Origin of the sequence: Mycobacterium branderi, assembly GCF_010728725.1 — a bacterium.
Taxonomy (GTDB): Bacteria; Actinomycetota; Actinomycetes; order Mycobacteriales; family Mycobacteriaceae; genus Mycobacterium; species Mycobacterium branderi.
The window spans coordinates 4927835-4952640 of sequence record NZ_AP022606.1 but is presented as its reverse complement, the minus strand read 5'-3'; the positions used below and the strand labels follow the sequence as shown (position 1 = coordinate 4952640).

Below are 24806 nucleotides of genomic sequence, written 5' to 3'. Positions count from 1 at the left end.
CGGCCCACATCGATGCCCAGTTGGTGTGCTGTTTACCTCAGCGTTATCGGTGTACGCCGATCGCGCGGGCGGTCGTCGGGCCCACCCCTAGTTGCCGGGCGACCTTCAGATCGTCGGGCGTGTCAATATCGCAGCGCAGCCCCGGCCACGCCCCCGTCAGTTCGATGGCGCCCGAACGGCGATGGCGCGCCGCGGAATCCGGGCCGAACTGCGGATCGAGCGGGGCGCCGAACGCGCACAGTGCCGCGGTTCCGGTGCCGAGCCGGTCGGCGACGAAGCTGCGTCGGTAGCCGCGTGCGGCGCCGATGGCCTCGGCGAGCTCCTGCGTCTGCAGCGCCGGTAAATCCCCTTGCAGCACAACGATATTCGGTGTCACCGCGGCCACCGCCCGTTCGGCCGCGGCGATGGCGTTGTTCAGCGGGTCACCATGACCGTCCGGGGTCGGATCGAACAGTACCTCGGCGCCTGCCTCGGCTGCCGCTGCCGCCGCCGCGTCGTCGGGTGTGATGACCGTGATCGAGCGCAGCGACGTGACAGGCTTGGCCGCGGTGAGGGTGTCGACCAGCATGGCCAGCACCACACTTTCCCGGGTCCGCGCCGAGAACACCGGCGCCAGTCGGGTCTTCGCGGCCGCCAGCCGCTTGACGGCAATGATCAAACCGACATCACCAGCGGTGTCGGCTCTCATTGCTTCATCCTGCCAAAGCGCCGTGGAGGTTAGGGTTGCCGCATGGTGAGCGCGGTTACGGTGATGGGCGCCGGCGCGTGGGGGACCGCGTTGGCCAAGGTATTGGCCGAGACCGGCACCGACGTCACCCTGTGGGCGCGGCGCGCCGACGTCGCCGACGAGATCAACGCCACCCGATGCAACTCCGGTTACCTGCCCGGTTTGCAACTGCCGTCGCGCATCCGCGCCACCGACGACGCCGCCGAGGCGCTGGGCGGCGCATCCACCGTGCTGCTGGGTGTGCCAGCGCAGACCATGCGATCCAACCTCGAGCAGTGGGTGGGGCTGTTCCGCGCCGACGCGACGCTGGTCAGCCTGGCCAAGGGCATCGAGCTGGGCACGCTGATGCGGATGAGCCAGGTGATCGTCGCGGTGACGGGCGTCGACCCCGCGCAGGTGGCGGTGGTTTCCGGGCCCAACCTGGCCAGCGAGATCGCCGAGGGTCAGCCCGCCGCCACCGTCGTCGCGTGCACAGACTCCGGCCGCGCCGTCGCACTGCAGCGCGCGCTGAACGCCGGCTACTTCCGCCCGTACACCAACAGCGACGTGATCGGCACCGAAATCGGCGGTGCCTGCAAGAACGTGATCGCGCTGGCGTGCGGGATGGCGGCGGGTGTCGGCCTGGGCGAGAACACCGCAGCGGCGATCATCACCCGCGGCCTGGCCGAGATCATGCGGCTCGGCATCGCCGTGGGCGCCAAAGGTGCGACGCTGGCCGGGCTGGCCGGGGTGGGCGATCTGGTGGCCACCTGCACCTCGCCGCATTCGCGCAACCGGTCCTTCGGCGAGTGCCTTGGCCGCGGCGGGACGATGGAATCGGCGCTGCACGCCACCGGCGGCCACGTCGTCGAGGGTGTGACGTCGTGCGAGTCGGTGCTGGCACTGGCCTCGAGTTACGACGTCGAGATGCCGCTCACCGATGCGGTGCACCGGGTCTGTCACAAGGGGCTCTCGGTCGGCGAGGCGGTGTTGTTGCTGCTGGGCCGCAGCACCAAGCCGGAGTGACGATCGCAAGCGCGGCGTAGCCGGGCGGGTAGCCTCTCTAGGTTGTGAGTGCCCGTGACCGCATCCGCGTCGCCGTCGTGTTCGGCGGACGCAGCAACGAGCATGCGATTTCCTGCGTGTCGGCGGGCAGCATCCTGCGCAACCTGGATCCGCAACGATTCGACGTCACCGCGGTCGGTATCACCCCCGACGGCTCGTGGGTGCTCACTGACGGCGACCCCGATGCGCTGGCGATCACCAACCGGCAATTGCCCGCGATCACCTCGGCATCGGGCGCCGAATTGGCGCTGCCCGCCGATCCGCAGCGAGCCGGCCAGTTGGTGTCGCTGTCGCCCGGCGACCCCGACGTGCTGGCATCCGTCGACGTGGTGTTCCCGGTGTTGCACGGGCCCTACGGCGAGGACGGGACTATCCAGGGACTGCTGGAGATGGCCGGGGTGCCTTACGTCGGGGCCGGGGTGCTGGCCAGCGCGGCGGGCATGGACAAAGAGTTCACCAAGAAACTGCTGATGGCCGAGGGACTTCCGGTGGGCCCGCACGCGGTGCTGCGAGCGCCGCAGCCCACGCTGGACATCGCCGAACGCGAACGACTCGGGCTGCCGGTGTTCGTCAAACCGGCACGCGGCGGCTCGTCGATCGGCGTCAGCCGCGTGACGGAATGGGGCCAGTTGCCCGACGCCGTCGAGCAAGCGCGCCGCCACGACCCCAAGGTGATTGTCGAGGCCGCGATCGCCGGGCGCGAATTGGAATGCGGCGTACTCGAATTTCCCGACGGCACAGTGCAATCCAGCACAGTGGGGGAGATCCGGGTGGCCGGCGTACGTGGACGCGAAGACCAGTTCTATGACTTCGCGACCAAGTATCTCGATGACGCCGCCGAACTGGACGTACCCGCCAAGATCGACGACGAGGTAGCGGATGTGGTGCGCGAGTTGGCCATTCGGGCGTTTCGTGCGATCGACTGTCAGGGCCTGGCCCGGGTGGACTTCTTCCTCACCGACGACGGGCCGCTGATCAACGAGGTCAACACGATGCCCGGATTCACCACGATCTCGATGTATCCGCGGATGTGGGCGGCCAGCGGGGTGGACTATCCGACCCTGCTGGCGACGATGGTCGAGACGGCGTTAGCGCGCGGCACCGGCCTGCGCTAGCCCGAGTGTTGACTTGAGGTACGCCGGACGCGAAATGCCGTGACACAACTGCACATTCGCGCTAGGCGGGCGGTGGCGCGGGGCTGATCGGCACGGCTGGCATCGTGTGGTCGATGACATCCGAGAGCTGCTGGATGGGCGTCGGCCCCGAGCCCGGCGGCAAAGTCAGTGCCACATAGACCGGCCGGTCGACGGTGTACCACGTCGATCGGTCATCCTGACGCACCTCGAACCACTGCACCCGGTTGACAGCCTGGATCGGCGACCCCACCACGAAGTCGACGGGCCGGTCGAGTCCGCACCGCAGCACGATGGGCTCATCGTGTGCTCGCCAGGCGGCGGTACCGGCGGGCGCCGGCTGCACGACAGCGGCGCGCTGGTAGTCGCCGAGTCGCTGCGGCAGCGCCTCGAGCAGTGCCCCGCATGCCGGATTTCCCGCCTGCGGCGCCGGCACTGCGGCGATGGCGACCGGTTGCTGCGCCGGGTGGCGCGTCGCCGCGATCGCCAGCACTGCGCCGATCGCGCCGACGGCGATCACCAGCGCGGCGATCAGCACGGCGCGCGGCGGGCCTTCGTCGTTGTCCACGTGCTTACACTCCCGGAGTCGTTGGTGAACGTACCCGCACGGGAGGCCACGTGAGCACGCTGGGTGAACTCGGCGAGTTCGGCATGATCGGCCGGCTGGTGCGCCGCGGAGGCCAGCCGCCCGCCGTAGCGCTGGGCCCCGGCGACGACGCGGCGGTGGTCCTGGCCAACGACGGTCGCGTCGTGGTGTCGACGGACATGCTGGTCGAGGGTCGGCACTTCCGGCTGGACTGGTCGACGCCGCACGACGTCGGCCGCAAGGCGATCGCGCAAAACGCCGCCGACATCGAGGCGATGGGTGCGCGGCCCACCGCGTTCGTCGTCGGCTTCGGGGCACCGGCCGAGACGCCCGCCGCGGAGGTCGACGCGCTGGCCGACGGCATGTGGCAGGAGGCCGAGCGGGTTGGCGCCGGTATCGCCGGCGGCGACCTGGTAAGCAGCCCGCAGTGGGTGGTATCGGTGAGCGTGCTGGGCGATCTGGCCGGCCGCGCTCCTGTGCTGCGCTCGGGGGCGCGACCCGGTTCGGCGGTTGCGGTGACCGGCGAACTCGGGCAGTCAGCGGCCGGGTATGCCCTGTGGTGCAACGGAATTAGCGGCTTCGACGACTTGCGGCGCCGTCACCTGGTGCCGCAGCCGCCCTACGGGCAGGGCCGCGTCGCCGCCGAGGCCGGCGCGCAGGCGATGATCGACGTGTCCGACGGTCTGGTGGGCGACCTTCGGCACCTGGCCGAGGCGTCGGGCGTCGGTGTCGACCTGAGCACCGATGCGCTGGCCGCTGACCGGCAGGCGCTGGCAGCCGCGGCCGAGACCGTCGACGCCGACCCTTGGTCGTGGGTGCTCGGCGGCGGCGAAGACCACGCCCTGGTCGCCGTGTTCGCCGGCGCCGTTCCCGCCGGCTGGCGCGTCGTCGGGCGGGTGCTCGACGGGCCGGCGCGGGTGCTCGTCGACGGGCGAGAGTGGCAGGGATACGCGGGCTGGGAATCGTTCGGCTCAGTAAGGTGACGCCGTGACCGTCTACGCGATTGCCCAGCTGCGGTTCACCGACCGCGCCGCCTACGACCGGTATCAGGCGAAGTTCATGGAGGTCTTCAGCCGCCACCCGGGAACGCTGCTGGCTGCCGACGAGTCGCCGCAGGTGATCGAGGGCCAGTGGGACCGCGAGAAGGTGGTGCTGATGTCCTTTCCGGACGAGGCCGCATTCCGCAGGTGGGCGGAATCGCCTGAGTACCAAGAGATCTCGAAGGACCGCCGAGCCGGCGCCGACACCGTGGTATTGCTCGCGAAAGGGTTGACATGACCGCGCGTCCGTTGCGTGAACTGGTCGAGGACGGTTGGGCGCGTGCGCTGGGACCCGTCGGCGAAAACGTCGCCGAGATGGGCCAATTCCTGCGGGCCGAACTCGCCGCCGGCCGCGGCTATCTGCCGGCAGGCCAGAATGTGTTGCGCGCCTTTACTTTTCCATTCGATGAGGTGCGAGTCTTGATCGTCGGGCAAGACCCGTATCCCACGCCGGGGCATGCCGTGGGGCTGAGCTTCTCGGTGGCGGCCGAGGTGCGGCCGCTGCCGCGCAGCCTGGAGAACATCTTCGCCGAATACAGCAGCGACCTGGGCTATCCGGCGCCGTCGTGCGGTGACCTGTCGCCGTGGGCGAAGCGCGGCGTGATGCTGCTCAACAGGGTGCTGACCGTGCAGCCGGGCAACCCGGCATCGCACCGCGGCAAGGGGTGGGAAGCGGTCACCGAGTGCGCCATCCGCGCCTTGGTGGACCGTCGCAAACCGCTGGTGGCGATCCTGTGGGGGCGCGACGCGTCGACGCTGCGGCCGATGCTGGCCGGTGAGGAGTGTGTGGCGATCGAATCGCCGCATCCCTCACCGTTGTCGGCGTCGCGGGGGTTTTTCGGTTCGCGGCCGTTCAGCCGCGCCAACGAGCTGCTGGAGAAGATGGGCGCCGAGCCCGTCGACTGGCGACTGCCTTAGCCGCGGACGACCTTGCCGGCCTTGATGCACGACGTGCAGACGTTGAGCCGCTGCTTGTTACCGCCGGGGCGGGTCACGGCGTGCACCGTCTGGATGTTGGGGTCCCAGCGGCGGCTGGTCCGGCGATGCGAGTGCGACACCGACTTGCCGAAGCCGGGGCTCTTCCCGCAAATGTCGCACACGGCGGCCATAGCTGAAACTCCTCAAATCTCTGGGGCCAACAACCGAGCTCGGGTGACCACGACAACCTGGTCAGGATAGCCGCAGCCGGGCGCAAGTGCCAAAACGGTCAACAACCGCTGGATACCTTATGACCAGTCCTGTCGCCGTCACTGGTTAGGCTGACGCCCACCGCAGGAGGCGCGAGGAGGTGGGCCAGGTGTCTGACGTGGACACGCCGGAACGCCTGCTGGACGGGGCCGCGCTGCGTGATTGGGCACACACCGCCGTCAGTGACCTGATCACTCACATCGACGAGATCAACCGCCTCAACGTGTTCCCGGTCGCCGATTCCGACACCGGCACCAACATGCTGTTCACCATGCGCTCGGCGCTGGCCGAGGCCAACACCGAAGCGCGGTCGGGCGACGTCGCGCGGGTGGCGGCCGCGCTGTCGGTCGGTGCGCTGAACGGCGCCCGCGGGAACTCCGGGGTGATCCTGTCGCAAATCCTGCGGGGCATCGCCGACGTCACCGCCGACGCCGCCGCCCGAGCCGGCGGTGAGCTGCGCGACATCGACGCCGCGGTTCTCGGGTCGGCATTGCGGCACGGCGTGGATCTGGCACTCGCCTCGATGGGCGGTCGGGAGGTTGCCGGGACGATCGTCTCGGTGCTGCAGGCCGCGGCCGCGGCGGCCCAGCAGCATGCCGGGGAGGGGCTGGTCCAGGCGATCACCGCGGCCGGCGACGCAGCGGTGATCGCGTTGGAGAAGACCCCCGAACAGCTCGACGTGCTGGGCGACGCCGGGGTGGTCGACGCCGGGGGACGCGGTTTGCTGGTGCTGCTCGACGCGCTGCGCTCCACGATCACCGGTCAGGCACCCGCCCGCGCGGTGTACGAGCCGTCGCCGCGGCGGCCGCAGGCCGACGTCGCCCCGGAACAGCCCGGTCCCCAGTTCGAGGTGATGTACCTGCTCGGCGAGTGTGACGCCGACGGCGCGGACGCACTGCGGGAGCGCCTCGGTCAACTCGGCGACTCGGTGGCCATCGCCACATCCGCGGCCGACGCGTCCGGGGCCGGCTACTCGGTTCACGTCCACACCGACGACGCTGGCGCGGCAGTCGAGGCCGGTTTGGCGTTCGGCCGCCCGCGCCGGATCCAGATCTCGGTGCTCAACGGCGGTCCTGCGGGCCTACCGCCGGGCAGCTGGACCCGCGAGCGGGCCGTGCTGGCCGTCGTCGACGGCGACGGCGCCGCGGAGTTGTTCGCCGGGGAGGGCGCCTGTGTGCTGCGGCCCGACTCCGGGGCGGCCGACCCGGCCACCGCGGTCAGCGCCCAGCAGCTGTTGCGGGCGGTGGTGGACACGGGCGCCGCGCAGGTGATGGTGTTGCCCAACGGTTATGTCGCGGCCGAGGAACTTGTCGCCGGCTGCACCGCCGCCATCGGCTGGGGCATCGACGTGGTACCGCTGCCAACCGGGTCCATGGTGCAGGGCCTGGCCGCGCTGGCTGTGCATGAACCGGACCGGCAGGCCGTCGACGACGGGTACACGATGGCCCGCGCCGTCGGCGCCGCGCGGCACGGCTCGGTGCGCGTCGCGACCGAGCGGGCGCTGACCTGGGCCGGTACCTGCGAGCCCGGCGACGGCCTGGGCATCGCCGGCGACGAGGTGCTGATTGTGGCCAAAGACATCGCCTCGGCGGCGATCGGCCTGATCGACCTGCTGCTGGCAGCCGGCGGCGAGTTGGTGACGGTGCTGGTGGGCGCCGGCGTCGACCCCGCCCTGGGGGACGCGCTGCAGCAGCATGTGCATGACCAGCATCCGGGCACCGAGTTGGCGACCTATCACACCGGACATCGTGGCGACGCGCTGTTGATCGGGGTCGAGTAGCGATGGTTGGGCTGAGCGACCGGCTGGATTACGTCGTCGGCGCGAAATCCGCGAAACCGCTCGACGAGGCGTTCGGCATCCGCACCGTCGACGACCTGCTGCGCCACTACCCGCGCAGCTACGTCGAGGGCGCGGCGGTGCGCGGGGCCGGCGACGAACGACCGCCGGTCGGCGAGCACGTGACGCTCGTCGACACCATCACCGGGGCGGAGCTGAAGCCGATGAAAAAACGCCCAGGAGAGAAGTTCCTGGTGGTCACCATCGGCTCAGGCCGAAGCAAGGTGACCGCCACGTTCTTTCACCCAAAGAAGTGGTTCGAAAGGCAGCTGTCCAAAGGAAGCCGGGTCATGCTCTCGGGAGAGGTGGGTTACTACAAGGGCGTCATGCAACTGACCCACCCCGATTTCCTGATCCTGAACTCGCCGGACGGCAAGGACCACGGCAGCACGTCGTTGCGCGAGATCGCCGGCGCGTCGCGGGCGGTCAGCGGCGAAGTGTTGCAGTCGGCCTTCGAACGAGCCTTCTTCCCGATCTACCCGGCCAGCGCGAAAGTCCAAAGCTGGACCATCTATTCGTGCGTGCGTCAGGTGCTCGCGGTGCTCGACCCGGTGCACGACCCGCTGCCCGATCCGGTGCTCGCCGAACATGGCCTGATCTCCGAGGACCAAGCGCTGCGCGCTATCCATGTCTCCGAAGACGAAGCCCAGCGGCGACACGCCCGAGAGCGGCTGACTTTCGACGAGGCCGTCGGTTTGCAGTGGGCGCTGGTGACCCGCCGGCACAGCGAGCTGTCGCAATCAGGCCCGGCGGCCTCGCCGCGGTCCGACGGACTGAAGCAAGAACTGTTGCGGCGCTTGCCGTTTGAGCTGACCTCCGGGCAGCGCGAGGTGCTCGACGTGTTGTCCGCCGAACTGAGCGCGAGCCGTCCGATGAACCGGCTGTTGCAGGGTGAGGTCGGGTCGGGCAAGACGATCCTCGCGGTGCTGGCAATGCTGCAAATGGTCGACGCCGGCTACCAGTGCGCGCTCTTGGCGCCGACGGAAGTGCTTGCCGCACAACATGTCCGGTCGATCCGCGACGTGCTGGGGTCGCTGGCGCTGGGCGGTCAGCTCGGCGGCGCCGACAACGCCACCAGGGTGGCGTTGCTCACCGGCTCGATGTCGGGGACGCAGAAGAAGCAGGTCCGCGACGAGATCGGCAGCGGGCAGGCCGGCATCGTCGTCGGAACCCACGCGCTGCTGCAGGACGCCGTCGAGTTTCACCGGCTGGGCATGGTGGTCGTCGACGAGCAGCACAGGTTCGGTGTCGAGCAGCGAGATCAGTTGCGGGCAAAGGCCCCGGCCGGAGTCACGCCGCATCTTCTGGTGATGACGGCGACGCCGATACCGCGGACGGTGGCGCTGACTGTCTACGGCGATCTGGAAACCTCGACGCTGCGCGAGCTTCCCCGCGGCCGCCAGCCGATCACCACCAACACGATCTTCGTCAAGGACAAACCTACGTGGCTGGACCGGGCGTGGCGGCGCATCATCGAGGAGGTCTCCGCGGGCCGTCAGGCCTATGTCGTGGCGCCGCGGATCGACGAGAACGACGACAGCGCGCAGTGCGAGGAGGGCGGAAGACCCTCGGCGACAGCGGTAGAGCTGTTCGCCCGGCTGCGTCGGGGGGAGCTGGCCGGTCTGCGGCTCGGGCTGATGCACGGCCGTCTTGCCGCCGACGAGAAGGACGCCGTGATGGCGGCGTTTCGTGCCGGCGAGATCGACGTGCTGGTGTGCACCACCGTGATCGAGGTCGGCGTCGACGTCCCGAACGCGACTGTGATGCTGGTGATGGACGCCGACCGGTTCGGCATCAGCCAATTGCATCAGCTGCGCGGCCGCATCGGCCGCGGCGCGCACGCAAGCCTGTGTCTGTTGGCGAGCTGGGTGTCGCCGAATTCCCGATCCGCCCAGCGCCTCAAGGCCGTTGCCGAAACCCTCGACGGGTTCGCGCTGGCGGACCTGGACCTCGACGAACGGCGCGAGGGAGATGTGTTGGGCCGCAGTCAAAGTGGCCGCCCGATAACCTTGAAGCTGCTGTCGCTGGCCGAGCACCGGCAGGTCATCGAGTCGGCCCACGACCTGTGTGAGAAGTTGTACGACGAAAACCCGGCACACCCGGGAATGGCACTGCTGGCCGCGCCGTTCACCGGCAGCGATCGCATCGAATACCTGGACAAGTCGTGAGCCGCAAGACATTGCTGTGGTTGTCGGCGATCGCGGTGCTCGCCGTCGTTGTCGCTTATCAGGTGATGACCGCGTCGGTGGGCGACCGCGCCGACGAGTTCGCGGCGCGCGCCGACGTTCCGACCGTTGCACCCGGCGTCGACGTGCTGGCCGGAATTGCGGTGGTGCCGGCCAGGATTCACCGCTACGACTATCGCCGCGCCGCATACGGCGATGCCTGGACCGACGACAACGACGCGCCGGGCGGGCACAACGGATGCGATACCCGAAACGACATCCTCAACCGCGATCTGGTCGACAAGACGTACGTGTCGATCAAACGCTGTCCCGATGCCGTGGCCACCGGCACGCTGCACGACCCCTACACCAATGCGACTGTGGCGTTTCAGCGCGGCGCCCGGGTGGGGGAGTCCGTGCAGATCGATCACATCGTCCCGCTGGCGCTGGCCTGGGATATGGGCGCCTACAACTGGCCGTTTGCCGAGCGGGTGCGCTTCGCCAACGATCCCGCCAACCTGCTGGCGGTTGCCGGAAAAGCCAACGAGGACAAAGGCGATTCGCAACCGGCGCTGTGGATGCCGCCCAACACCGCGTTCTGGTGCCAGTACAGCATGCAGTTCATCGCGGTGCTGCGTGGCTACGCGCTACCCGTCGACCAGGCGTCGGCCGACGTGCTGCGCCAGGCGGCTGCCACGTGCCCGGCCGGGTAGCTCGCGCGGAATTAGATACCCGTGTACGTCAGCGGATCCTCGCGCACCCGGGTGCCGTCGTTCAGGCCGTTGAGCGCCTCCATATGCTCGGCGGCCAACTCGAAATCGAAGACGTCGAAGTTGCCGGCAATGCGCTCGGGCTTACCCGACCGGAACACCACCGCGTTGCCCAGTTGCAGGTTCCAGCGCAGCAACACCTGCGCGGGTGTGCGGCTGTATTCCGCGGCAACCGATGTCACCGTCGGGTTGTCCAGCAACCGGCCGACGGCCAGCGGGCTGTAGGACTGGGTGACGACGTTGTGGCTGGCGTTGGCGCTGCGCAGTTCGGCCTGGTTGAGCAGCGGATGCAGCTCGATCTGGTTGACGGCGGGCGTGACGAAGGTCAAGTCGATGACCGTCGACAGGTGCTCCTCGGTGAAGTTGGCCACGCCGATCGAACGGGTCAACTCCTGTGCGCGGCACTGGATCAAGCCGCCGAAGCTGTTCACATACTCGCCCAGTTGTGGCGCGGGCCAGTGAATCAAATACAGGTCGACATAGTCCAGGCCCAGCCGCTCCAAGCTGGCTTTGCACGCCTCTTGCGCGGAAGTGAACCCCTGGTCGGCGTTGGCGAGCTTGGTGGTGACGAACAACTCGGCCCGCGGGATTCCCGACGCGGCGATCGCGCGGCCGACGGCGGCTTCGTTGCCGTAGACCGCGGCGGTGTCGATCAGCCGGCAGCCGGCCTCCAGCGCCGCCGATACCGCGCGTTCTGTCTCGTCGTCGGACAACTCTGCGACGCCGAGGCCGAGCACCGGCATCGTGTTCTCGTCATTGAGCGCAATAGCGGGGACGGTGGCGCCCGACATCATTCACCTGCCTGTGAAATTGAAGGTTCGTGGATCCGGACCAAGTCGTGTTCCGTCGTCGAGCGAGGAGATCGATGCCATCTCGTCGTTGCTCAGTTCGAAATCGAACACTTCGAAGTTGCTCGCAATCCGCGCAGGGTCCACCGACTTGGGGATCACGATATTACCTAGCTGAATATGCCACCTGATCAACACCTGGGCAGGTGTCCGGCCGCGGGCGTCGGCGATTGCGGTGATCGTCGGATGGTCCAGCAGCGAACCCTGGCCGAGCGGGCCCCACGCCTCGGTGGCGATCCCGAGGCGCGCGTGGACCTCGCGCAACGCGGTCTGCGGCAACCGCGGGTGCAGCTCGATCTGGTTGACCGCGGGCACTATGCCGGTGGCGTCGATGAGCATCTGCAAGTGCTCGGGCTCGAAATTGCTCACCCCGATCGACCGGATGCGGCCCTGGTCGCGGAGGTGGGCGAAGGCCTTGAAGGTGTCGACGAACTTGCCCTGCTGGGGCAGTGGCCAATGGATCAGGTAGAGGTCGAGGTAATCGAGGCCCAGCCTGTCCATGCTGGCGTCGAACGCCGTCAGCGTGCTGTCGTAGCCCTGGTCGGCGTTCCACAGCTTGGTCACCAAGTACAGTTCGTCTCTGGGCACGCCGAAACTGGCTACCGCACGCCCGGTCTCGCGTTCGTTACGGTAGGCCGCCGCGGTGTCGATATGCCGGTAACCGGCTTGCAGCGCGGCCCCGACCGCCTGCTCGGTGTCCGCAGGTGGAATCTGGAATACGCCGAATCCCAGAGCGGGGATGGAATTGCCGTCGTTGAGCGTGACGAGGGGAGCAGCCATGACGAAAAGTCTGCCAGGCGTGCCCGGACTGACCAGCCGGTTGCAGAACACCGCCGCCAATGTCGGCATCAAGGCCATCCCGTTCATCCCGACCGGCGCCAAGCGCCTGCTCTCCGGCGGTCGCTCGGTCACCATCGACGGCAACACCCTGGACCCCACCCTGCAGCTGATGCTCTCCGGTCTGCGGGTCATGGGCATCGACGGGTTGGTGACCGACGACGACCCGGCCGCGTCGCGCACCCAGATGCGCGAGCTCACCGCTGCGTTTCCCGGGCCGCAGATCCACGTCGCGGTCAGCGACCTGTCCATACCCGGGCCGGCCGGCGACATCGGTGCCCGCCACTACCGCCCGGCTTCCACGGAGCCCGCGCCGCTGCTGGTCTTCTACCACGGCGGCGGATGGTGTATCGGTGACCTGGACACCCACGACCAGCTCTGCCGGCTGGTCTGCCGCGACGCCGACATCCACGTGCTGTCGATCGACTACCGACTGGCCCCCGAACATCGCGCCCCCGCCGCGGTCGACGACGCCTACGCGGCGTTCCGGTGGGCGCACGAGCACGCAGGCGACCTGGGCGCGATCCCCGGCCGCGTGGCGGTGGGCGGCGACAGCGCCGGCGGGAACCTGGCGGCCGTCGTGGCGCAGCTGGCCCGCAACGACGGCGGACCCGCGCCGGTGCTGCAGTGGCTGATTTATCCGCGAACGGACTTCACCGCGCAGACCCGGTCGCTGTCGCTGTTTGCAAGTGGGTTCCTGCTCACCAAGCACGACATCGACTGGTTCGAGGCGAACTACTTGGGCGGGTCCGGCGTCGACGCCGCAGATCCGCGGGTGTCGCCGCTGCTGGCCGAAACGCTGTCCGGGCTGCCGCCCGCGCTGATCACGGTCGCGGGTTTCGACCCGCTGCGCGACGAGGGCGAGCGGTACGCCACCGCGCTGCGGGCCGCCGGCAACGCCGTCGACGTGCGCTGCATGGGGTCGTTGACGCATGGGTTCGCCAACCTGTTCCCGCTGGGCGGCGGCAGCGCGACCGCCACTGCCGAGCTGGTCTCGGCGCTGCGCGCCCACCTCAGCCGGGTGTGAGCACACTACGCTAGAAGCGCCATCGACAACCGGAGGACCTGTGGCCAACAAATCGAAACGCCCCGGCTACGACCCGAAGCTGGCGGGCCGCCGACGCGATCTGGCGGTCCGGATCGGTATCACCGCGGTCGTGGTGATCTTCGCTGTCGTCGTGATCGGCTACATCGTGATCTCGCACGACAAGAAGACCGACCACGCGGGACGCGCGGTGCGGGTGACGTCGAGCAAGCTGGTCACCAACGAGGGCACCAAAGAGCCCAAGGCGGTCGTGTCGTTCTACGAAGACTTCCTGTGCCCGGCGTGCGGGAATTTCGAGCGGACCTTCGGGCCGACGGTGTCCAGGCTGATCGACTCGGGAGCGATCGCCGCCGACTACTACATGGTCGGCATCCTGAGCAGCCCGCACAACGACGACTATTCAAGCCGCGCCGGGGCCGCCGCCTACTGCGTGGCCGATGAAAACCTCGACGCGTTCCGCCGGTTCCACACCGCGTTGTTCACCAAGAACCTGCAGCCCTCCGAAACCGGTTCGAAGTTTCCCGACAACGCCGAGCTGATCGAACGCGCCCGCGAGGCCGGCGTCGTGGGCAAGGTTCCCGACTGCGTCAACAGCGGCAAGTACATTCCGCTTGTCGACGGCATGGCGGCGGCCAACAATATTCACGCCACCCCGACGATCCGCATCAACGGCCAGGACTACGACCCGTCGACCCCCGATGCGCTGGTGGCCAAGATCAAAGAAATCGTCGGGAACGTGCCGGGCCTCGACACGGCGGCGACGCCGGCGTCGTGACCACCGCGGTGTCCGCGCAACCGGGTGAGCCACTTATGGTTTCGCCCGCGGCGCCGGTCGGTCCGGGCAGCGCGTGGTGGGTGCTGATCGCCGGCGTGGTCGGCCTGGTCGCCTCAGTGACGTTGACGGTGGAGAAGATCAACATCCTGCTCAACCCGTCGTACGTGCCGTCGTGCAACATCAACCCGGTGGTGTCGTGCGGCTCGGTGATGACGACGCCGCAGGCCTCGGCGCTGGGTTTCCCGAATTCGCTCATCGGTATTGCCGCGTTCACCGTGGTTGTGGTTAGCGGCGTGCTCGTCGTCGCGAAAGTTGCGCTGCCGCGGTGGTATTGGGCCGGACTGGCGATCGGCACACTGGCCGGCGCGGCGTTTGTCCATTGGCTGATCTTCCAGAGCCTGTATCGAATCGGGGCGCTGTGCCCGTATTGCATGGTGGTGTGGGCGGTCACCATACCGCTGCTGGTGGTGGTCGCCTCGATCGCGCTGCACCCGGTCATCGAGGGAAACGCGGTGCTGCGTGGGCTCTACCATTGGCGGTGGTCGATTACCGCGCTGTGGTTCACCGCGGTGATTTTGATGATCCTGGCGCGGTTCTGGGACTACTGGTCGACACTTCTGTAAAAGGGGCGCGCGATGATCTCCAAAGTGCTGGTTGCCAATCGGGGCGAAATCGCGATCCGCGCCTTCCGCGCCGCCTACGAGCTCGGCATCGGCACCGTCGCGGTCTACCCGTACGAAGACCGCAATTCGGTGCACCGGCTCAAGGCCGACGAGTCGTACCAGATCGGTGAGGAAGGCCACCCGGTGCGGGCCTACCTGTCGGTGGACGAGATCGTCGAAACCGCTCGCCGCGCAGGCGCCGACGCGATATACCCCGGATACGGATTCCTTTCGGAGAACCCGGAATTGGCGGATGCTTGCGCACGGGCGGGCATCACGTTCGTCGGTCCCAGTGCCGCGGTGCTCGAGCTGACCGGAAACAAGTCCCGCGCGATCGCCACGGCCCGCGAAGCCGGCCTGCCGGTGCTGATGTCCTCCGCGCCGTCCGCGTCGGTCGACGAGTTGGTGGCCTTCGCGGAAAAGATGCAATTCCCGTTGTTCGTCAAGGCGGTTGCGGGCGGCGGCGGCCGCGGTATGCGGCGCGTCAACGACGCGGCCCTACTGGCCGAGGCCATCGAATCCGCCAGTCGCGAAGCCGAGTCGGCGTTCGGGGACCCGACGGTGTATCTCGAGCAGGCGGTGATCAACCCGCGCCACATCGAGGTGCAGATCCTGGCCGACACCCACGGCAACGTGATCCACCTCTACGAGCGGGACTGCAGTGTGCAGCGCCGCCACCAGAAGGTCATCGAACTGGCACCCGCCCCGAACCTGGATCCTGTGTTGCGCGAACGGATTTGCGCCGACGCGGTGGCGTTCGCCCGCCACATCGGATACAGCTGCGCGGGCACGGTGGAATTCCTGCTCGACGAGCGCGGCCACCATGTGTTCATCGAGATGAATCCGCGTATCCAGGTCGAACACACCGTCACCGAAGAGATCACCGACGTCGACCTGGTGTCCAGCCAGCTGCGCATCGCCGCCGGCGAGAGCCTCGACGACCTCGGCTTGCGGCAGGAGGCCATCCGCCCGCACGGCGCCGCGCTGCAGTGCCGGATCACCACCGAAGACCCGGCGAACGGGTTCCGGCCCGACACCGGCCGGATCAGCGCCTACCGCAGCCCCGGCGGGGCGGGCATCCGGCTGGACGGCGGCACCAATCTGGGCGCGGAGATCAGCGCGCACTTCGACTCGATGCTGGTGAAGTTGACCTGCCGGGGCCGTGATTTTCCGGCGGCCGTGGCCCGGGCGCGTCGCGCGATCGCCGAGTTCCGGATCCGCGGGGTCTCGACGAATATCCCGTTCCTGCAAGCGGTTCTGGACGACCCTGATTTCCGGGCCGGCCGCATCACCACGTCGTTCATCGACGAGCGGCCGCAACTGCTGACCGCACGGTCGTCGGCCGACCGCGGCACCAAGATCCTCAATTATCTGGCCGATGTCACCGTGAACAAGCCGCACGGCTCTCGCCCGTCGGCGGTATATCCGCACGACAAGCTGCCCGACATCGACCTGGACGCGCCGCCGCCGCCCGGCTCCAAGCAACGGCTGGTCGAGTTGGGCCCGGAGGGGTTTGCCCGCTGGATGCGGGAATCCGCTGCGGTTCTGGTGACCGAGACCACGTTCCGCGACGCGCACCAGTCGCTGCTTGCCACCCGGATACGGACCGCCGGCCTGCTGAGGGTGGCGCCCTACATCGCTCGGCTCACCCCGCAGCTGCTGTCGATGGAATGCTGGGGTGGTGCGACTTACGATGTGGCACTGCGTTTTCTGAAGGAAGACCCGTGGGAGCGGCTGGCCGCGCTGCGCGAGGCGATGCCCAATATCTGCCTGCAGATGCTGCTGCGGGGCCGCAACACCGTTGGCTACACGCCGTATCCGGAGATCGTGACATCGGCGTTTGTCGAGGAGGCCACGGCGACCGGGATCGACATCTTCCGGATCTTCGACGCGCTCAACAATGTCGAGTCGATGCGACCGGCGATCGACGCGGTGCGTGAAACAGGTTCTGCCATAGCCGAAGTCGCGATGTGCTATACCGGCGACCTGGCCAATCCGGACGAGAACATCTACACGCTGGATTACTACCTCAAGCTCGCCGAGCAGATCGTCGACGCGGGTGCGCACGTACTGGGCATCAAGGACATGGCCGGGCTGTTGCGGGCCGGCGCCGCGCAGCGGTTGATCAGTGCGCTGCGCAGTCGTTTCGACCTGCCGATCCATGTGCACACCCACGACACGCCGGGCGGGCAGCTGGGCACCTATGTGACGGCGTGGCATGCCGGGGCCGACGCGGTCGACGGGGCCGCGGCGCCGCTGGCGGGCACCACCAGCCAGCCCGCGCTGAGCTCGATCGTCGCTGCGGCCGCGCACACGGACTACGACACCGGGCTATCCCTGTCGGCGGTCTGCGACCTGGAGCCGTACTGGGAGGCACTGCGAAAGGTGTACGCGCCCTTCGAATCCGGGTTACCGGCGCCGACGGGCCGGGTGTACGACCACGAGATTCCCGGTGGGCAGCTGTCGAATCTGCGCCAGCAGGCGATCGCGCTGGGCCTGGGTGACCGCTTCGAGGAGATCGAAGAGAACTACGCGGCCGCGGACCGGCTGCTGGGCCGGCTGGTCAAGGTGACTCCGACGTCGAAGGTGGTCGGCGATCTGGCGCTGGCGTTGGTGGGTGCCGGGATCACCGCCGACGAATTCGCTTCGGATCCATCGCGATTCGACATTCCTGAATCTGTGCTGGGATTCCTGCGCGGAGAGCTGGGTGATCCGCCGGGCGGGTGGCCCGAGCCGCTGCGCACCAACGCGCTGGCCGGTCGTGCCCCGGCCAAACCGGCTCCCGAGCTGAGCCCGGAGGACGAGGCGACGCTGGCGTTGGCCGGCCCCAAGCGGCAGGCCACCTTGAACCGGCTGCTGTTCCCCGGCCCGACAAAGGAATTCGAGGCCCATCGGGAAGCCTACGGTGACACCTCGCAGTTGTCGGCCAACCAGTTCTTCTACGGCCTGCGCCAAGGCGAAGAGCACCGGGTGCAGCTGGAACCCGGCGTCGAGTTGCTGATCGGGCTGGAGGCGATCTCCGAACCGGACGAACGCGGCATGCGCACGGTGATGTGCATCATCAACGGTCAGCTGCGGCCGGTGGAGGTGCGAGACCGCAACATCGCCAGCAGCATTCCCGCCGCCGAAAAGGCGGACCGCGCCAACCCCGGCCATATCGCCGCACCGTTCGCCGGTGTCGTGACAATCGGTGTGGCCGAAGGCGATCGAGTCAGTGCCGGGCAGACCATTGCCACCATCGAGGCCATGAAGATGGAGGCCCCGATCACCGCGCCGGTTGATGCCACCGTCGAACGGGTGGCGGTCTCCACCACCGCCCAGGTCGAGGGCGGGGATCTGCTGGTGGTGTTGCGCTGACCCGCATCATCGCCGGTGTCGCCGGGGGGCGACGGATCGCGGTGCCGCCGCGCGGGACCCGGCCGACCACCGATCGGGTGCGTGAAGCGCTGTTCAACGTGTTGAGCGCGCGGCTGGATCTCGGCGGTATCTCGGTGCTGGATCTCTACGCTGGCTCGGGGGCGCTCGGCTTGGAGGCGTTGTCGCGTGGGGCCGCGTCGGTGTTGTTCGTCGAGTCCGATCGGCGGGCTGCGGCGGTGATCGAGCGCAACATCGCGACGCTGGGCCTGACCGGTGCGACGCTTCGCCGGGGCAGCGTTTCGGCGGTCTTGGCCGGCGGTGCTCCGGCACCCGTCGACCTGGTGCTGGCCGATCCGCCCTACGACGTCGACGCCGCCGAGATCCACGCGGTGCTGGGCGCATTGACTGCGCGCGGTTGGACAGTTTCCGGGACTCTTGCGGTGTTCGAGCGCGCCATTGCCAGTGCGCCGCTGGCCTGGCCCGACGGCTGGGTCATGTTGCCGCAGCGCCGCTACGGCGACACCCGGCTGGAGCTGGCCGAACGGTCCGGAGCGGGCTGATACCGTCGTGAGCCATGAGCGGCGCGGTATGCCCGGGATCATTCGACCCGGTGACGCTGGGACACGTCGACATCCTCGAGCGGGCGGCTGCGCAGTTCGACGAAGTGGTGGCCGCCGTGCTGGTCAATCCGAACAAGAAGGGCATGTTCAGCGTCGAAGAACGCATCGCGATGATCGAGGAGTCGACCGCGCATCTGCCCAATCTGCGGGTTGAGTCCGGTTCTGGGTTGGTGGTGGACTTTGTCCGGTCCCGCGGGCTGACCGCCATCGTCAAGGGTCTGCGCACCGGCACCGACTTCGAATACGAGTTGCAGATGGCGCAGATGAACAAGCACATAGCCGGCGTGGACACGTTTTTCGTGGCGACCACGCCCCGGTATTCGTTCGTGTCGTCGTCACTGGCCAAGGAGGTCGCCTCGATGGGCGGCGACGTCTCTGAGCTGCTGCCAGAACCGGTGAACCGCCGCCTGGCCGAAAAGCTTTCGCGCGGAGCGTAATTCGCTACGGGTCGTCGTCTTCGTCTTCGCGGAGGAGCTTCTCCGGGTGGTGGTATCGGTTGGTGCGGGGTTGGCCGTGGTCGAGGTGTGGGGGTGGGATCCATTCGGTGTCGCCGTGGGTGTTTTTGCGGGTGGTCCAGCCGTCTTCGGCGATGGGGTGGTGCCCGCCGCAGCCTAGGGTGAGGTCGTTGACGTCGGTGGTGTGGCATTGGGCATACGGGGTGCAGTGGTGGGCCTCGCAGTGATAGCCGGGTACGGGGCAGTTGGGGAAGCTGCACCCGCGGTCTTTGGCGTAGAGCACGATTCGTTGGGCGGGGGAGGCTAAGCGTTTGGTGTGATACAGCGCCAGGGCTTTGCCTTTGTCGAAGATGGCTAGGTAGTGGTGGGCGTGGGAGGCCAGCCGGATCACATCGGACATCGGGAGTAGTGTTCCGCCGCCGGTGAGGCCGTGTCCGGTGCCGGCTTCGAGGTCTTGCAGGTTGGTGGTGACGATGATGCTGGCCGGTAGCCCGTTGTGCTGACCGAGTTCTCCGGAGGCCAGCAGCGCGCGTAGCCCCGCGAGCAGCCCATCGTGCTGGCGTTGGGCGGTGCTGCGGGTGTCGCGTTGGGCCGCCTCCTCGGGGGGTGTTCCGTCGACGACGGGTGTCGTGTCGGCGGGGTTGCACATGCCGGGGGCGGCGAGTTTGGCCCACACGGCTTCGAGGGTGGCGCGCAGCTCCGGGGTGATCCAGCCGCTTAGCTGCGACATGAGATCGGGGCCTTGTTTGCCCAGGGTCAGGCCGCGTCGGCGCGCCCGCTCGTCGTCGGAAAAGTCGCCGTCGGGGTTGAGGCAGTCGGTGAGCCGCTGGGCCAACATGGCTAGGTCGTCGGGGCGATGCTGCCCGGCCAACTCGGCCAGGTGGGCTTCGGCGTGCTCGCGGGTTTCGGCGTCGACGAAGCCGGGCAGCCGGTGCATGAAACCACGGATCACGGCCACATGAGCGGTGCCGATCTGCCCGGCGCGCTGCGCGGCGGCCGTCGCGGGCAACCGCGCGTCGAGGGGTTCGCCGGTCATGGCCTGGCGCGGTGCGAGGTCTTTGGCGTCGTGGATGCGCCGGCTGGCTTCGGCCGGGGTGATGCGCAGCCGCTCGGCCAGCGCGAAGCGCAGCGTGCCGCCCAACTCGGTGTCGCTGGCCTGTTCGGCCAGCTGGTTGATCAGCGGATGCTCCACCGCCGGCAACCGCCGGCGGATGGTTTCGAAGCGCTCCAGCATGGCCAGGCATTCCGGGGTGGTCAACACCTCGAAGGACAGATCCAGGGCGCGTTTGAGGTCGGCTTCGAGTGCGTCGAAGGCTTCGACGATCTCCTCTCGGCTACTCGAACGCATGTTCGAATGGTATCACGGGCGCCGGACAGGCGCCAACCACAATCCACTGACAAAACCAAAGTGGCACAAGTGGTTAAAGTGATTTCGGGAGGCAGCCGCCAGCTCGGGCCTGGGCCGCCCGAATATGGGTTTTGTCGTTGCCAGCAACTACTAAGAGTGCCCGTGCTCGTCAGGTGAGCCGCCCATCATCCGCAGCATCGGCATGCCGCCCGTCGTCGCGAACCGAACGACCAGCCCTGAAGCCAAAAGCAAAAACACGATGTTCAACCAACTGGTGTAGTTCCAGGAGATACCGGAGTGCATCACCGTAGCAACCCGCTCACCAGGAATGAGACCCGTTGCGCCAAAAAGCAATTCGACGAAATACCCGGCCACCACCATCGCGGCGTAGAAGGTGGCCAGCAGTGTGAGCATCATCCGAAAGCCGTAGTAGCGCCGGTAGATGTTGAGGATCGGCAGGATCAGCAGGTCGGCGAAGATGAACGCGATGACGCCGCCGAAGCTGATGCCCCCGTTCCACAGCACTGCCGCCAACGGCACATTTCCGATCGAGCAGACAAACGACGCGATCGCCACCAACGGTCCCACGATCGGTCCCCATAGCTTGGCGAGCGCCGGATCTTGAGTGAAAAAGAAGTGCTGCCAAAAAGTTTCGGGCACCCAGGCGGCGATGGCGCCCGCGATCAAAAGGCCGAGGACAAGGTCACGAAGGATCGCTGCCCATTCCATGACGAATACATGCGACACAGCGGTAAACCCCCGCGGGGAGAGCAGTCGTCGCCAAAACGAGCCTTCGCCCTGCACCGACATGTCCATGGCCGCATGGCCTTCCATCGAACCGGCGATACCGCGTTCGGCCTGTCTACGGGCGGCGTCGACCACCCGCGAGCGGACGAACAGCCGAAACAACAGCGCCAGAACGACAATCATCACAGGACCGCCGACGAACTCGGCCGCCGTGAACTGCCAACCCATCATCAGCGCCAGGATGATGCCCAACTCCAGCACCAGATTCGTCGAGGCGATTTCGAAGGTCATGGCGGCGGTGAAGTTGGCGCCCTTGCGGAAAAGTGAACGGGCCAGCGCCACCGCAGCGTAGGAGCATGACGACGACGCCGTGCCCAGCCCCGCCGCTACGGCCAGGGTGCGGAAACGATCGTCACCCAACAGGCCGGCGATCGTCGAGCGTCGCACCAGTGACTGCACCACCGCCGACAGCGCGAAACCCAACACCAAAGCCCACAGAATTTCCCACGCCATCGAGCCGGCCAGGCCGAGAGCGTGAAGTACGGCGCCCACCCGTCTCATTGTGGGCGCATTGGCACCAGCAGGTGCAGGTCGACATAATGACGCCAAGTGTGCAGGTGAGCGGCACGGCTCCGGCCCGTCAATATTCGACACACCGGGTCGGCCAACGCAGTCACAGGCGCAACACCAGGCACACTGGTAACAACAACGATGCCGGGAGGGTGTTGCGGTGTACCGAGTTTTCGAAGCGCTCGACGAGCTGGGCGCGATTGTCGAAGAAGCCCGTGGCGTGCCGATGACGGCGGGCTGTGTGGTGCCGCGCGGCGACGTGCTGGAACTGATCGACGACATCAAGGACGCCATCCCCGGCGAACTCGACGACGCCCAAGACGTGCTCGACGCGCGGGACTCGCTGCTGCACGACGCCAAGACGCACGCCGACTCACTGGTGTCCTCGGCAACCACCGAGTCGGAGTCGATGCTCAACCACGCCCGCTCGGAGGCGGACCGGATCCTGTCCGATGCCAAGGCGCAGGCCGACCGGATGGTCGCCGAGGCCCGTCAGCACAGCGAGCGGATGGTTTCCGAGGCGCGTGACGAGGCGGTTCGAATCGCCGCTGCGGCAAAGCGCGAGTACGAGGCCACCACCGGGCGCGCCAAGGCGGAATGCGACCGGCTGGTCGAGGAGGGCAACATCTCCTACGAGAAAGCCGTGCAAGAGGGCATCAAAGAGCAGCAGCGCCTGGTATCGCAGACCGAAGTAGTGGCCTCGGCAAACGCGGAGGCCACCCGGCTTATCGACGCTGCGCACGCCGAAGCCGACCGGCTGCGCGGCGAGTGCGACATTTATGTCGATTCCAAGCTGGCCGAGTTCGAGGAGTTCCTCAACGGCACGCTGCGCTCGGTCAACCGCGGCCGTCACCAGCTGCGGACCGCCGCCGGCATCCACGACTACGCGCAGCGATAGGCACTAGCTGATCGGCGGCGACCCGCCGCGCCCGTAGGATTACGGGCATGCCCAGGCAGCACAGTTCCACCGCCCAGCGGCATCCGATTTCGCCGCTGGCGATCAACATTGCGCGACTGGGACGCCGCCCCGGAGCAATGTTTTCGGTGCACGACACCGTGGCGAGCCCGTCCCGGATCGGGCTGGACATGATCGCGATCGAGCGCGGCGCCCCGCTGCAGCTGGATCTGCGGGTCGAGTCGGTGTCGGAAGGCGTGCTGGTGACCGGCACGCTGGGCGCGCCCACCGCCGGCGAGTGCGCACGATGCCTGACGGCGGTCGCCGGGCACGTGCAGGTCGAGCTGACCGAACTGTTCGCTTACCCCGACAGCGCCACCGACGCCACCACCGAGGAAGACGAGGTCGGCCGCGTCGTCGACGACATCGTCGATCTCGAGCAGCCCGTCATCGACGCCGTCGGACTGGAACTGCCGCTGTCGCCGGTGTGCCGGGCAGATTGCCCCGGCCTGTGCCCCGACTGCGGTGTCCCGCTGGCCACCGCCGAACCCGGCCATCACCACGAGAAGATCGACCCGCGCTGGGCGAAACTGACCGCGATGCTGTCCCCGGACGACGAGGCGGGGCAGTGAGTGATCTGCTCGACGCGCTGGGCGTCGATCTGCCCGACGAATTGCTGACCCTGGCGCTGACCCACCGCAGCTACGCCTACGAGCATGGCGGCCTGCCCACCAACGAGCGCCTGGAGTTTCTCGGCGACGCGGTCCTCGGCCTGACCATCACCGACGAGCTCTTCCGCCGCCACCCGGACCGCTCCGAGGGGGACTTGGCGAAGCTGCGGGCCAGCGTGGTCAACACCCAGGCGCTGGCCGACGTCGCGCGGGGTCTGACCGACCACGGGCTGGGCGCTCATCTGCTGCTGGGCCGCGGCGAGGCAAACACGGGCGGCGCGGACAAATCCAGCATCCTGGCCGACGGGATGGAATCGCTGCTGGGCGCGATCTACCTGCACCACGGCATCGACACCGCCCGCGAGGTGATCCTGCGGTTGTTCGGCGGGCTGCTGGACGCGGCGCCCACATTGGGCGCTGGCCTGGACTGGAAGACCAGCCTGCAGGAGCTGACCGCCGCGCGCGGCCTGGGCGCGCCGTCATACCAGGTGACCTCTACCGGTCCGGACCACGACAAGGTGTTCACTGCCGTCGTGATCGTGATGGACACCGAGTACGGCTCGGGTGTGGGCCGCACCAAAAAGGAGGCCGAGCAAAAGGCCGCGGCGGCCGCGTGGACCGCTCTCGACAGTGCCTGAATTACCCGAAGTCGAGGTGGTGCGGCGCGGGTTGGCTGACCATGTGGTCGGCAAGACCATCTCCGCGGTCCGGGTGCATCACCCCCGGGCGGTGCGCCGCCACGAGGCCGGCCCGGCCGATTTGACGGCGCGGCTGCTCGGTGCGCGGATCACCGGTACCGACCGGCGCGGCAAATATCTGTGGCTGACGCTGGACGACGGCGACACCGCGCTCGTCGTGCATCTGGGAATGAGCGGGCAGATGCTGATCGGCACCGTCCCCAACACCGGTCACCTGCGGATTGCCGCGGTGCTCGACGACGGGACCGCGCTGAGCTTTGTCGACCAGCGGACCTTCGGTGGGTGGTTGTTGGCCGACCTGGTGACCGTCGACGGCAGTGTGGTGCCCGCGCCGGTGGCGCACTTGGGCCGCGACCCGCTCGACCCGCGCTTCGACGCCAAGGCGGTCGTTAATGTGTTGCGGCGCAAGCATTCCGAGATCAAACGCCAACTGCTGGACCAAACCGTCGTGTCGGGGATCGGCAACATCTACGCCGACGAGGCGCTGTGGCGGGCCAAGGTGAACGGCACGCGGCTGGCCGACACGCTGACCAGGCCGAAACTGACCGCCGTGCTGCAGGCGGCGGCCGACGTGATGCGCGATGCGCTGGCCCACGGCGGCACCTCATTCGATTCGCTCTATGTCAATGTCAACGGCCAGTCCGGCTACTTCGACCGGTCGCTGGACGCCTACGGCCGCGACGGCCAACCATGCCGGCGCTGCGGCGCGGTGATCCGCCGCGAGAAATTCATGAACCGCTCGTCGTTCTACTGTCCGAGGTGTCAACCGCGGCCACGCCGGTAGAAAA

25 protein-coding genes are annotated in these 24806 nt (G+C 67.9%); 18 read left to right on the top strand and 7 right to left on the bottom strand.

What is annotated here, in order from left to right; all coding sequences use genetic code 11:
• Window positions 1-43: 43 nt before the first annotated feature.
• Entirely contained in the window at window positions 44-688 is a 645-nt protein-coding gene (gene cofC / locus G6N47_RS24115) for a 2-phospho-L-lactate guanylyltransferase (protein WP_083129546.1), read from the bottom strand.
• A gap of 42 nt (window positions 689-730) precedes the next feature.
• On the opposite strand from cofC, the gene G6N47_RS24110 reads away from it, so the two are divergent.
• Window positions 731-1732: an NAD(P)H-dependent glycerol-3-phosphate dehydrogenase gene (locus tag G6N47_RS24110; protein ID WP_083129545.1), complete on the top strand. Its 1002-nt coding sequence runs from the start codon at window positions 731-733 to the stop codon at window positions 1730-1732.
• A gap of 44 nt (window positions 1733-1776) precedes the next feature.
• The gene (locus tag G6N47_RS24105; RefSeq protein ID WP_083129544.1) at window positions 1777-2886 is read left to right on the top strand and encodes a D-alanine--D-alanine ligase family protein; all 1110 of its coding nucleotides are present in this window, start codon (window positions 1777-1779) and stop codon (window positions 2884-2886) included.
• 61 nt (window positions 2887-2947) lie between these two features.
• On the opposite strand, the gene G6N47_RS24100 is transcribed toward G6N47_RS24105, so the two are convergent.
• Window positions 2948-3472 (bottom strand): DUF3515 domain-containing protein, encoded by a 525-nt coding sequence (locus tag G6N47_RS24100; RefSeq protein WP_083129543.1) that lies wholly within the window; start codon window positions 3470-3472, stop codon window positions 2948-2950.
• 50 nt (window positions 3473-3522) lie between these two features.
• On the opposite strand from G6N47_RS24100, the gene G6N47_RS24095 reads away from it, so the two are divergent.
• The 3 genes from G6N47_RS24095 to G6N47_RS24085 are packed head-to-tail and all read left to right on the top strand — an operon-like array spanning window position 3523 to window position 5448.
• The gene (locus tag G6N47_RS24095; RefSeq protein WP_264007066.1) at window positions 3523-4473 is read left to right on the top strand and encodes a thiamine-phosphate kinase; all 951 of its coding nucleotides are present in this window, start codon (window positions 3523-3525) and stop codon (window positions 4471-4473) included.
• Window positions 4474-4477: 4 nt separating this feature from the next.
• A complete protein-coding gene (locus G6N47_RS24090) occupies window positions 4478-4768 on the top strand; it encodes a DUF1330 domain-containing protein (RefSeq protein WP_083129542.1) in 291 nt (96 codons plus the stop codon).
• Window positions 4765-5448, top strand: a complete 684-nt coding sequence (locus tag G6N47_RS24085) for a uracil-DNA glycosylase (protein WP_083129541.1) — start codon at window positions 4765-4767, stop codon at window positions 5446-5448. Before G6N47_RS24090 ends, G6N47_RS24085 begins: the two co-directional genes overlap by 4 nt.
• On the opposite strand, the gene rpmB is transcribed toward G6N47_RS24085, so the two are convergent.
• The gene (rpmB, locus tag G6N47_RS24080; protein ID WP_045380948.1) at window positions 5445-5639 is read right to left on the bottom strand and encodes a 50S ribosomal protein L28; all 195 of its coding nucleotides are present in this window, start codon (window positions 5637-5639) and stop codon (window positions 5445-5447) included. The genes G6N47_RS24085 and rpmB overlap by 4 nt on opposite strands.
• Before the next feature lie 218 nt (window positions 5640-5857).
• Between rpmB and G6N47_RS24075 the strand changes: the two genes are divergently transcribed.
• From G6N47_RS24075 to G6N47_RS24065, 3 genes are read left to right on the top strand one after another with little or no spacing between them, the layout of a single operon-like run.
• The gene (locus tag G6N47_RS24075) at window positions 5858-7498 is read left to right on the top strand and encodes a DAK2 domain-containing protein (RefSeq protein ID WP_276036619.1); all 1641 of its coding nucleotides are present in this window, start codon (window positions 5858-5860) and stop codon (window positions 7496-7498) included.
• 2 nt (window positions 7499-7500) lie between these two features.
• Window positions 7501-9723 carry an ATP-dependent DNA helicase RecG gene (recG, locus tag G6N47_RS24070; protein ID WP_083129539.1) on the top strand — a complete coding sequence of 741 codons (2223 nt, stop codon included), beginning with the start codon at window positions 7501-7503 and terminating at the stop codon, window positions 9721-9723.
• Window positions 9720-10433 (top strand): HNH endonuclease family protein, encoded by a 714-nt coding sequence (locus G6N47_RS24065; RefSeq protein ID WP_083129538.1) that lies wholly within the window; start codon window positions 9720-9722, stop codon window positions 10431-10433. Before recG ends, G6N47_RS24065 begins: the two co-directional genes overlap by 4 nt.
• A gap of 11 nt (window positions 10434-10444) precedes the next feature.
• Here the strand turns inward: G6N47_RS24065 and G6N47_RS24060 are convergent, their stop codons facing one another.
• Both G6N47_RS24060 and G6N47_RS24055 read right to left on the bottom strand, forming a co-directional pair.
• On the bottom strand, window positions 10445-11284 hold the full coding sequence (locus G6N47_RS24060) for an aldo/keto reductase (RefSeq protein WP_083129537.1): 840 nt from the start codon (window positions 11282-11284) through the stop codon (window positions 10445-10447).
• Window positions 11285-12118: an aldo/keto reductase gene (locus G6N47_RS24055; protein WP_083129536.1), complete on the bottom strand. Its 834-nt coding sequence runs from the start codon at window positions 12116-12118 to the stop codon at window positions 11285-11287.
• Here G6N47_RS24055 and G6N47_RS24050 point away from each other — a divergent pair.
• Genes G6N47_RS24050 through coaD form a run of 6 tightly spaced genes read left to right on the top strand, consistent with a single transcriptional unit; the run spans window position 12117 to window position 19071 of the window.
• Entirely contained in the window at window positions 12117-13202 is a 1086-nt protein-coding gene (locus G6N47_RS24050) for an alpha/beta hydrolase (protein ID WP_083129535.1), read from the top strand. The two genes, G6N47_RS24055 and G6N47_RS24050, sit on opposite strands and share 2 nt — an antisense overlap.
• A gap of 40 nt (window positions 13203-13242) precedes the next feature.
• Entirely contained in the window at window positions 13243-13995 is a 753-nt protein-coding gene (locus G6N47_RS24045; protein WP_083129534.1) for a DsbA family protein, read from the top strand.
• A 35-nt stretch (window positions 13996-14030) separates the two neighbouring features.
• Window positions 14031-14618, top strand: coding sequence for a vitamin K epoxide reductase family protein (locus G6N47_RS24040; RefSeq protein ID WP_083130425.1), 588 nt, complete (start codon window positions 14031-14033; stop codon window positions 14616-14618).
• 12 nt (window positions 14619-14630) lie between these two features.
• A complete protein-coding gene (locus G6N47_RS24035; protein ID WP_083129533.1) occupies window positions 14631-18014 on the top strand; it encodes a pyruvate carboxylase in 3384 nt (1127 codons plus the stop codon).
• Entirely contained in the window at window positions 18011-18574 is a 564-nt protein-coding gene (rsmD, locus tag G6N47_RS24030; RefSeq protein WP_083129532.1) for a 16S rRNA (guanine(966)-N(2))-methyltransferase RsmD, read from the top strand. The genes G6N47_RS24035 and rsmD overlap by 4 nt, the downstream gene beginning before the upstream one ends.
• A 14-nt stretch (window positions 18575-18588) precedes the next feature.
• Window positions 18589-19071 (top strand): pantetheine-phosphate adenylyltransferase, encoded by a 483-nt coding sequence (gene coaD, locus G6N47_RS24025; RefSeq protein WP_083129531.1) that lies wholly within the window; start codon window positions 18589-18591, stop codon window positions 19069-19071.
• Window positions 19072-19075: 4 nt separating this feature from the next.
• Here coaD and G6N47_RS24020 read toward each other — a convergent pair whose 3' ends face one another.
• Entirely contained in the window at window positions 19076-20437 is a 1362-nt protein-coding gene (locus G6N47_RS24020) for a 13E12 repeat family protein (RefSeq protein ID WP_083129530.1), read from the bottom strand.
• Window positions 20438-20587: 150 nt separating this feature from the next.
• Window positions 20588-21745, bottom strand: a complete 1158-nt coding sequence (locus tag G6N47_RS24015) for a permease (RefSeq protein WP_083129529.1) — start codon at window positions 21743-21745, stop codon at window positions 20588-20590.
• A gap of 169 nt (window positions 21746-21914) precedes the next feature.
• On the opposite strand from G6N47_RS24015, the gene sepIVA reads away from it, so the two are divergent.
• Genes sepIVA through mutM form a run of 4 tightly spaced genes read left to right on the top strand, consistent with a single transcriptional unit; the run spans window position 21915 to window position 24802 of the window.
• The gene (gene sepIVA, locus G6N47_RS24010) at window positions 21915-22652 is read left to right on the top strand and encodes a cell division protein SepIVA (RefSeq protein ID WP_083129528.1); all 738 of its coding nucleotides are present in this window, start codon (window positions 21915-21917) and stop codon (window positions 22650-22652) included.
• Between the two features lie 47 nt (window positions 22653-22699).
• Complete coding sequence (locus tag G6N47_RS24005) at window positions 22700-23281, top strand: YceD family protein (protein WP_083129527.1); 582 nt, start codon at window positions 22700-22702, stop codon at window positions 23279-23281.
• Window positions 23278-23958, top strand: coding sequence for a ribonuclease III (gene rnc / locus G6N47_RS24000; protein WP_083129526.1), 681 nt, complete (start codon window positions 23278-23280; stop codon window positions 23956-23958). The genes G6N47_RS24005 and rnc overlap by 4 nt, the downstream gene beginning before the upstream one ends.
• On the top strand, window positions 23951-24802 hold the full coding sequence (mutM, locus tag G6N47_RS23995) for a DNA-formamidopyrimidine glycosylase (protein WP_083129525.1): 852 nt from the start codon (window positions 23951-23953) through the stop codon (window positions 24800-24802). The genes rnc and mutM overlap by 8 nt, the downstream gene beginning before the upstream one ends.
• Window positions 24803-24806 lie beyond the last annotated feature (4 nt).

What these genes read in the sequence shown, in the direction of transcription:
- G6N47_RS24060 (WP_083129537.1), bottom strand. Translation starts at nt 11,284, where the DNA reads ATGATGTCGGGCGCCACCGTCCCCGCTATTGCGCTCAATGACGAGAAC.
- G6N47_RS24005 (WP_083129527.1), top strand. Translation starts at nt 22,700, where the DNA reads ATGCCCAGGCAGCACAGTTCCACCGCCCAGCGGCATCCGATTTCGCCG.
- G6N47_RS24085 (WP_083129541.1), top strand. Translation starts at nt 4,765, where the DNA reads ATGACCGCGCGTCCGTTGCGTGAACTGGTCGAGGACGGTTGGGCGCGT.
- G6N47_RS24055 (WP_083129536.1), bottom strand. Translation starts at nt 12,118, where the DNA reads ATGGCTGCTCCCCTCGTCACGCTCAACGACGGCAATTCCATCCCCGCT.
- recG (WP_083129539.1), top strand. Translation starts at nt 7,501, where the DNA reads ATGGTTGGGCTGAGCGACCGGCTGGATTACGTCGTCGGCGCGAAATCC.
- cofC (WP_083129546.1), bottom strand. Translation starts at nt 688, where the DNA reads ATGAGAGCCGACACCGCTGGTGATGTCGGTTTGATCATTGCCGTCAAG.
- G6N47_RS24050 (WP_083129535.1), top strand. Translation starts at nt 12,117, where the DNA reads ATGACGAAAAGTCTGCCAGGCGTGCCCGGACTGACCAGCCGGTTGCAG.
- G6N47_RS24020 (WP_083129530.1), bottom strand. Translation starts at nt 20,437, where the DNA reads ATGCGTTCGAGTAGCCGAGAGGAGATCGTCGAAGCCTTCGACGCACTC.
- G6N47_RS24040 (WP_083130425.1), top strand. Translation starts at nt 14,031, where the DNA reads ATGGTTTCGCCCGCGGCGCCGGTCGGTCCGGGCAGCGCGTGGTGGGTG.
- G6N47_RS24035 (WP_083129533.1), top strand. Translation starts at nt 14,631, where the DNA reads ATGATCTCCAAAGTGCTGGTTGCCAATCGGGGCGAAATCGCGATCCGC.
- coaD (WP_083129531.1), top strand. Translation starts at nt 18,589, where the DNA reads ATGAGCGGCGCGGTATGCCCGGGATCATTCGACCCGGTGACGCTGGGA.
- G6N47_RS24015 (WP_083129529.1), bottom strand. Translation starts at nt 21,745, where the DNA reads ATGAGACGGGTGGGCGCCGTACTTCACGCTCTCGGCCTGGCCGGCTCG.
- rpmB (WP_045380948.1), bottom strand. Translation starts at nt 5,639, where the DNA reads ATGGCCGCCGTGTGCGACATTTGCGGGAAGAGCCCCGGCTTCGGCAAG.
- G6N47_RS24110 (WP_083129545.1), top strand. Translation starts at nt 731, where the DNA reads ATGGTGAGCGCGGTTACGGTGATGGGCGCCGGCGCGTGGGGGACCGCG.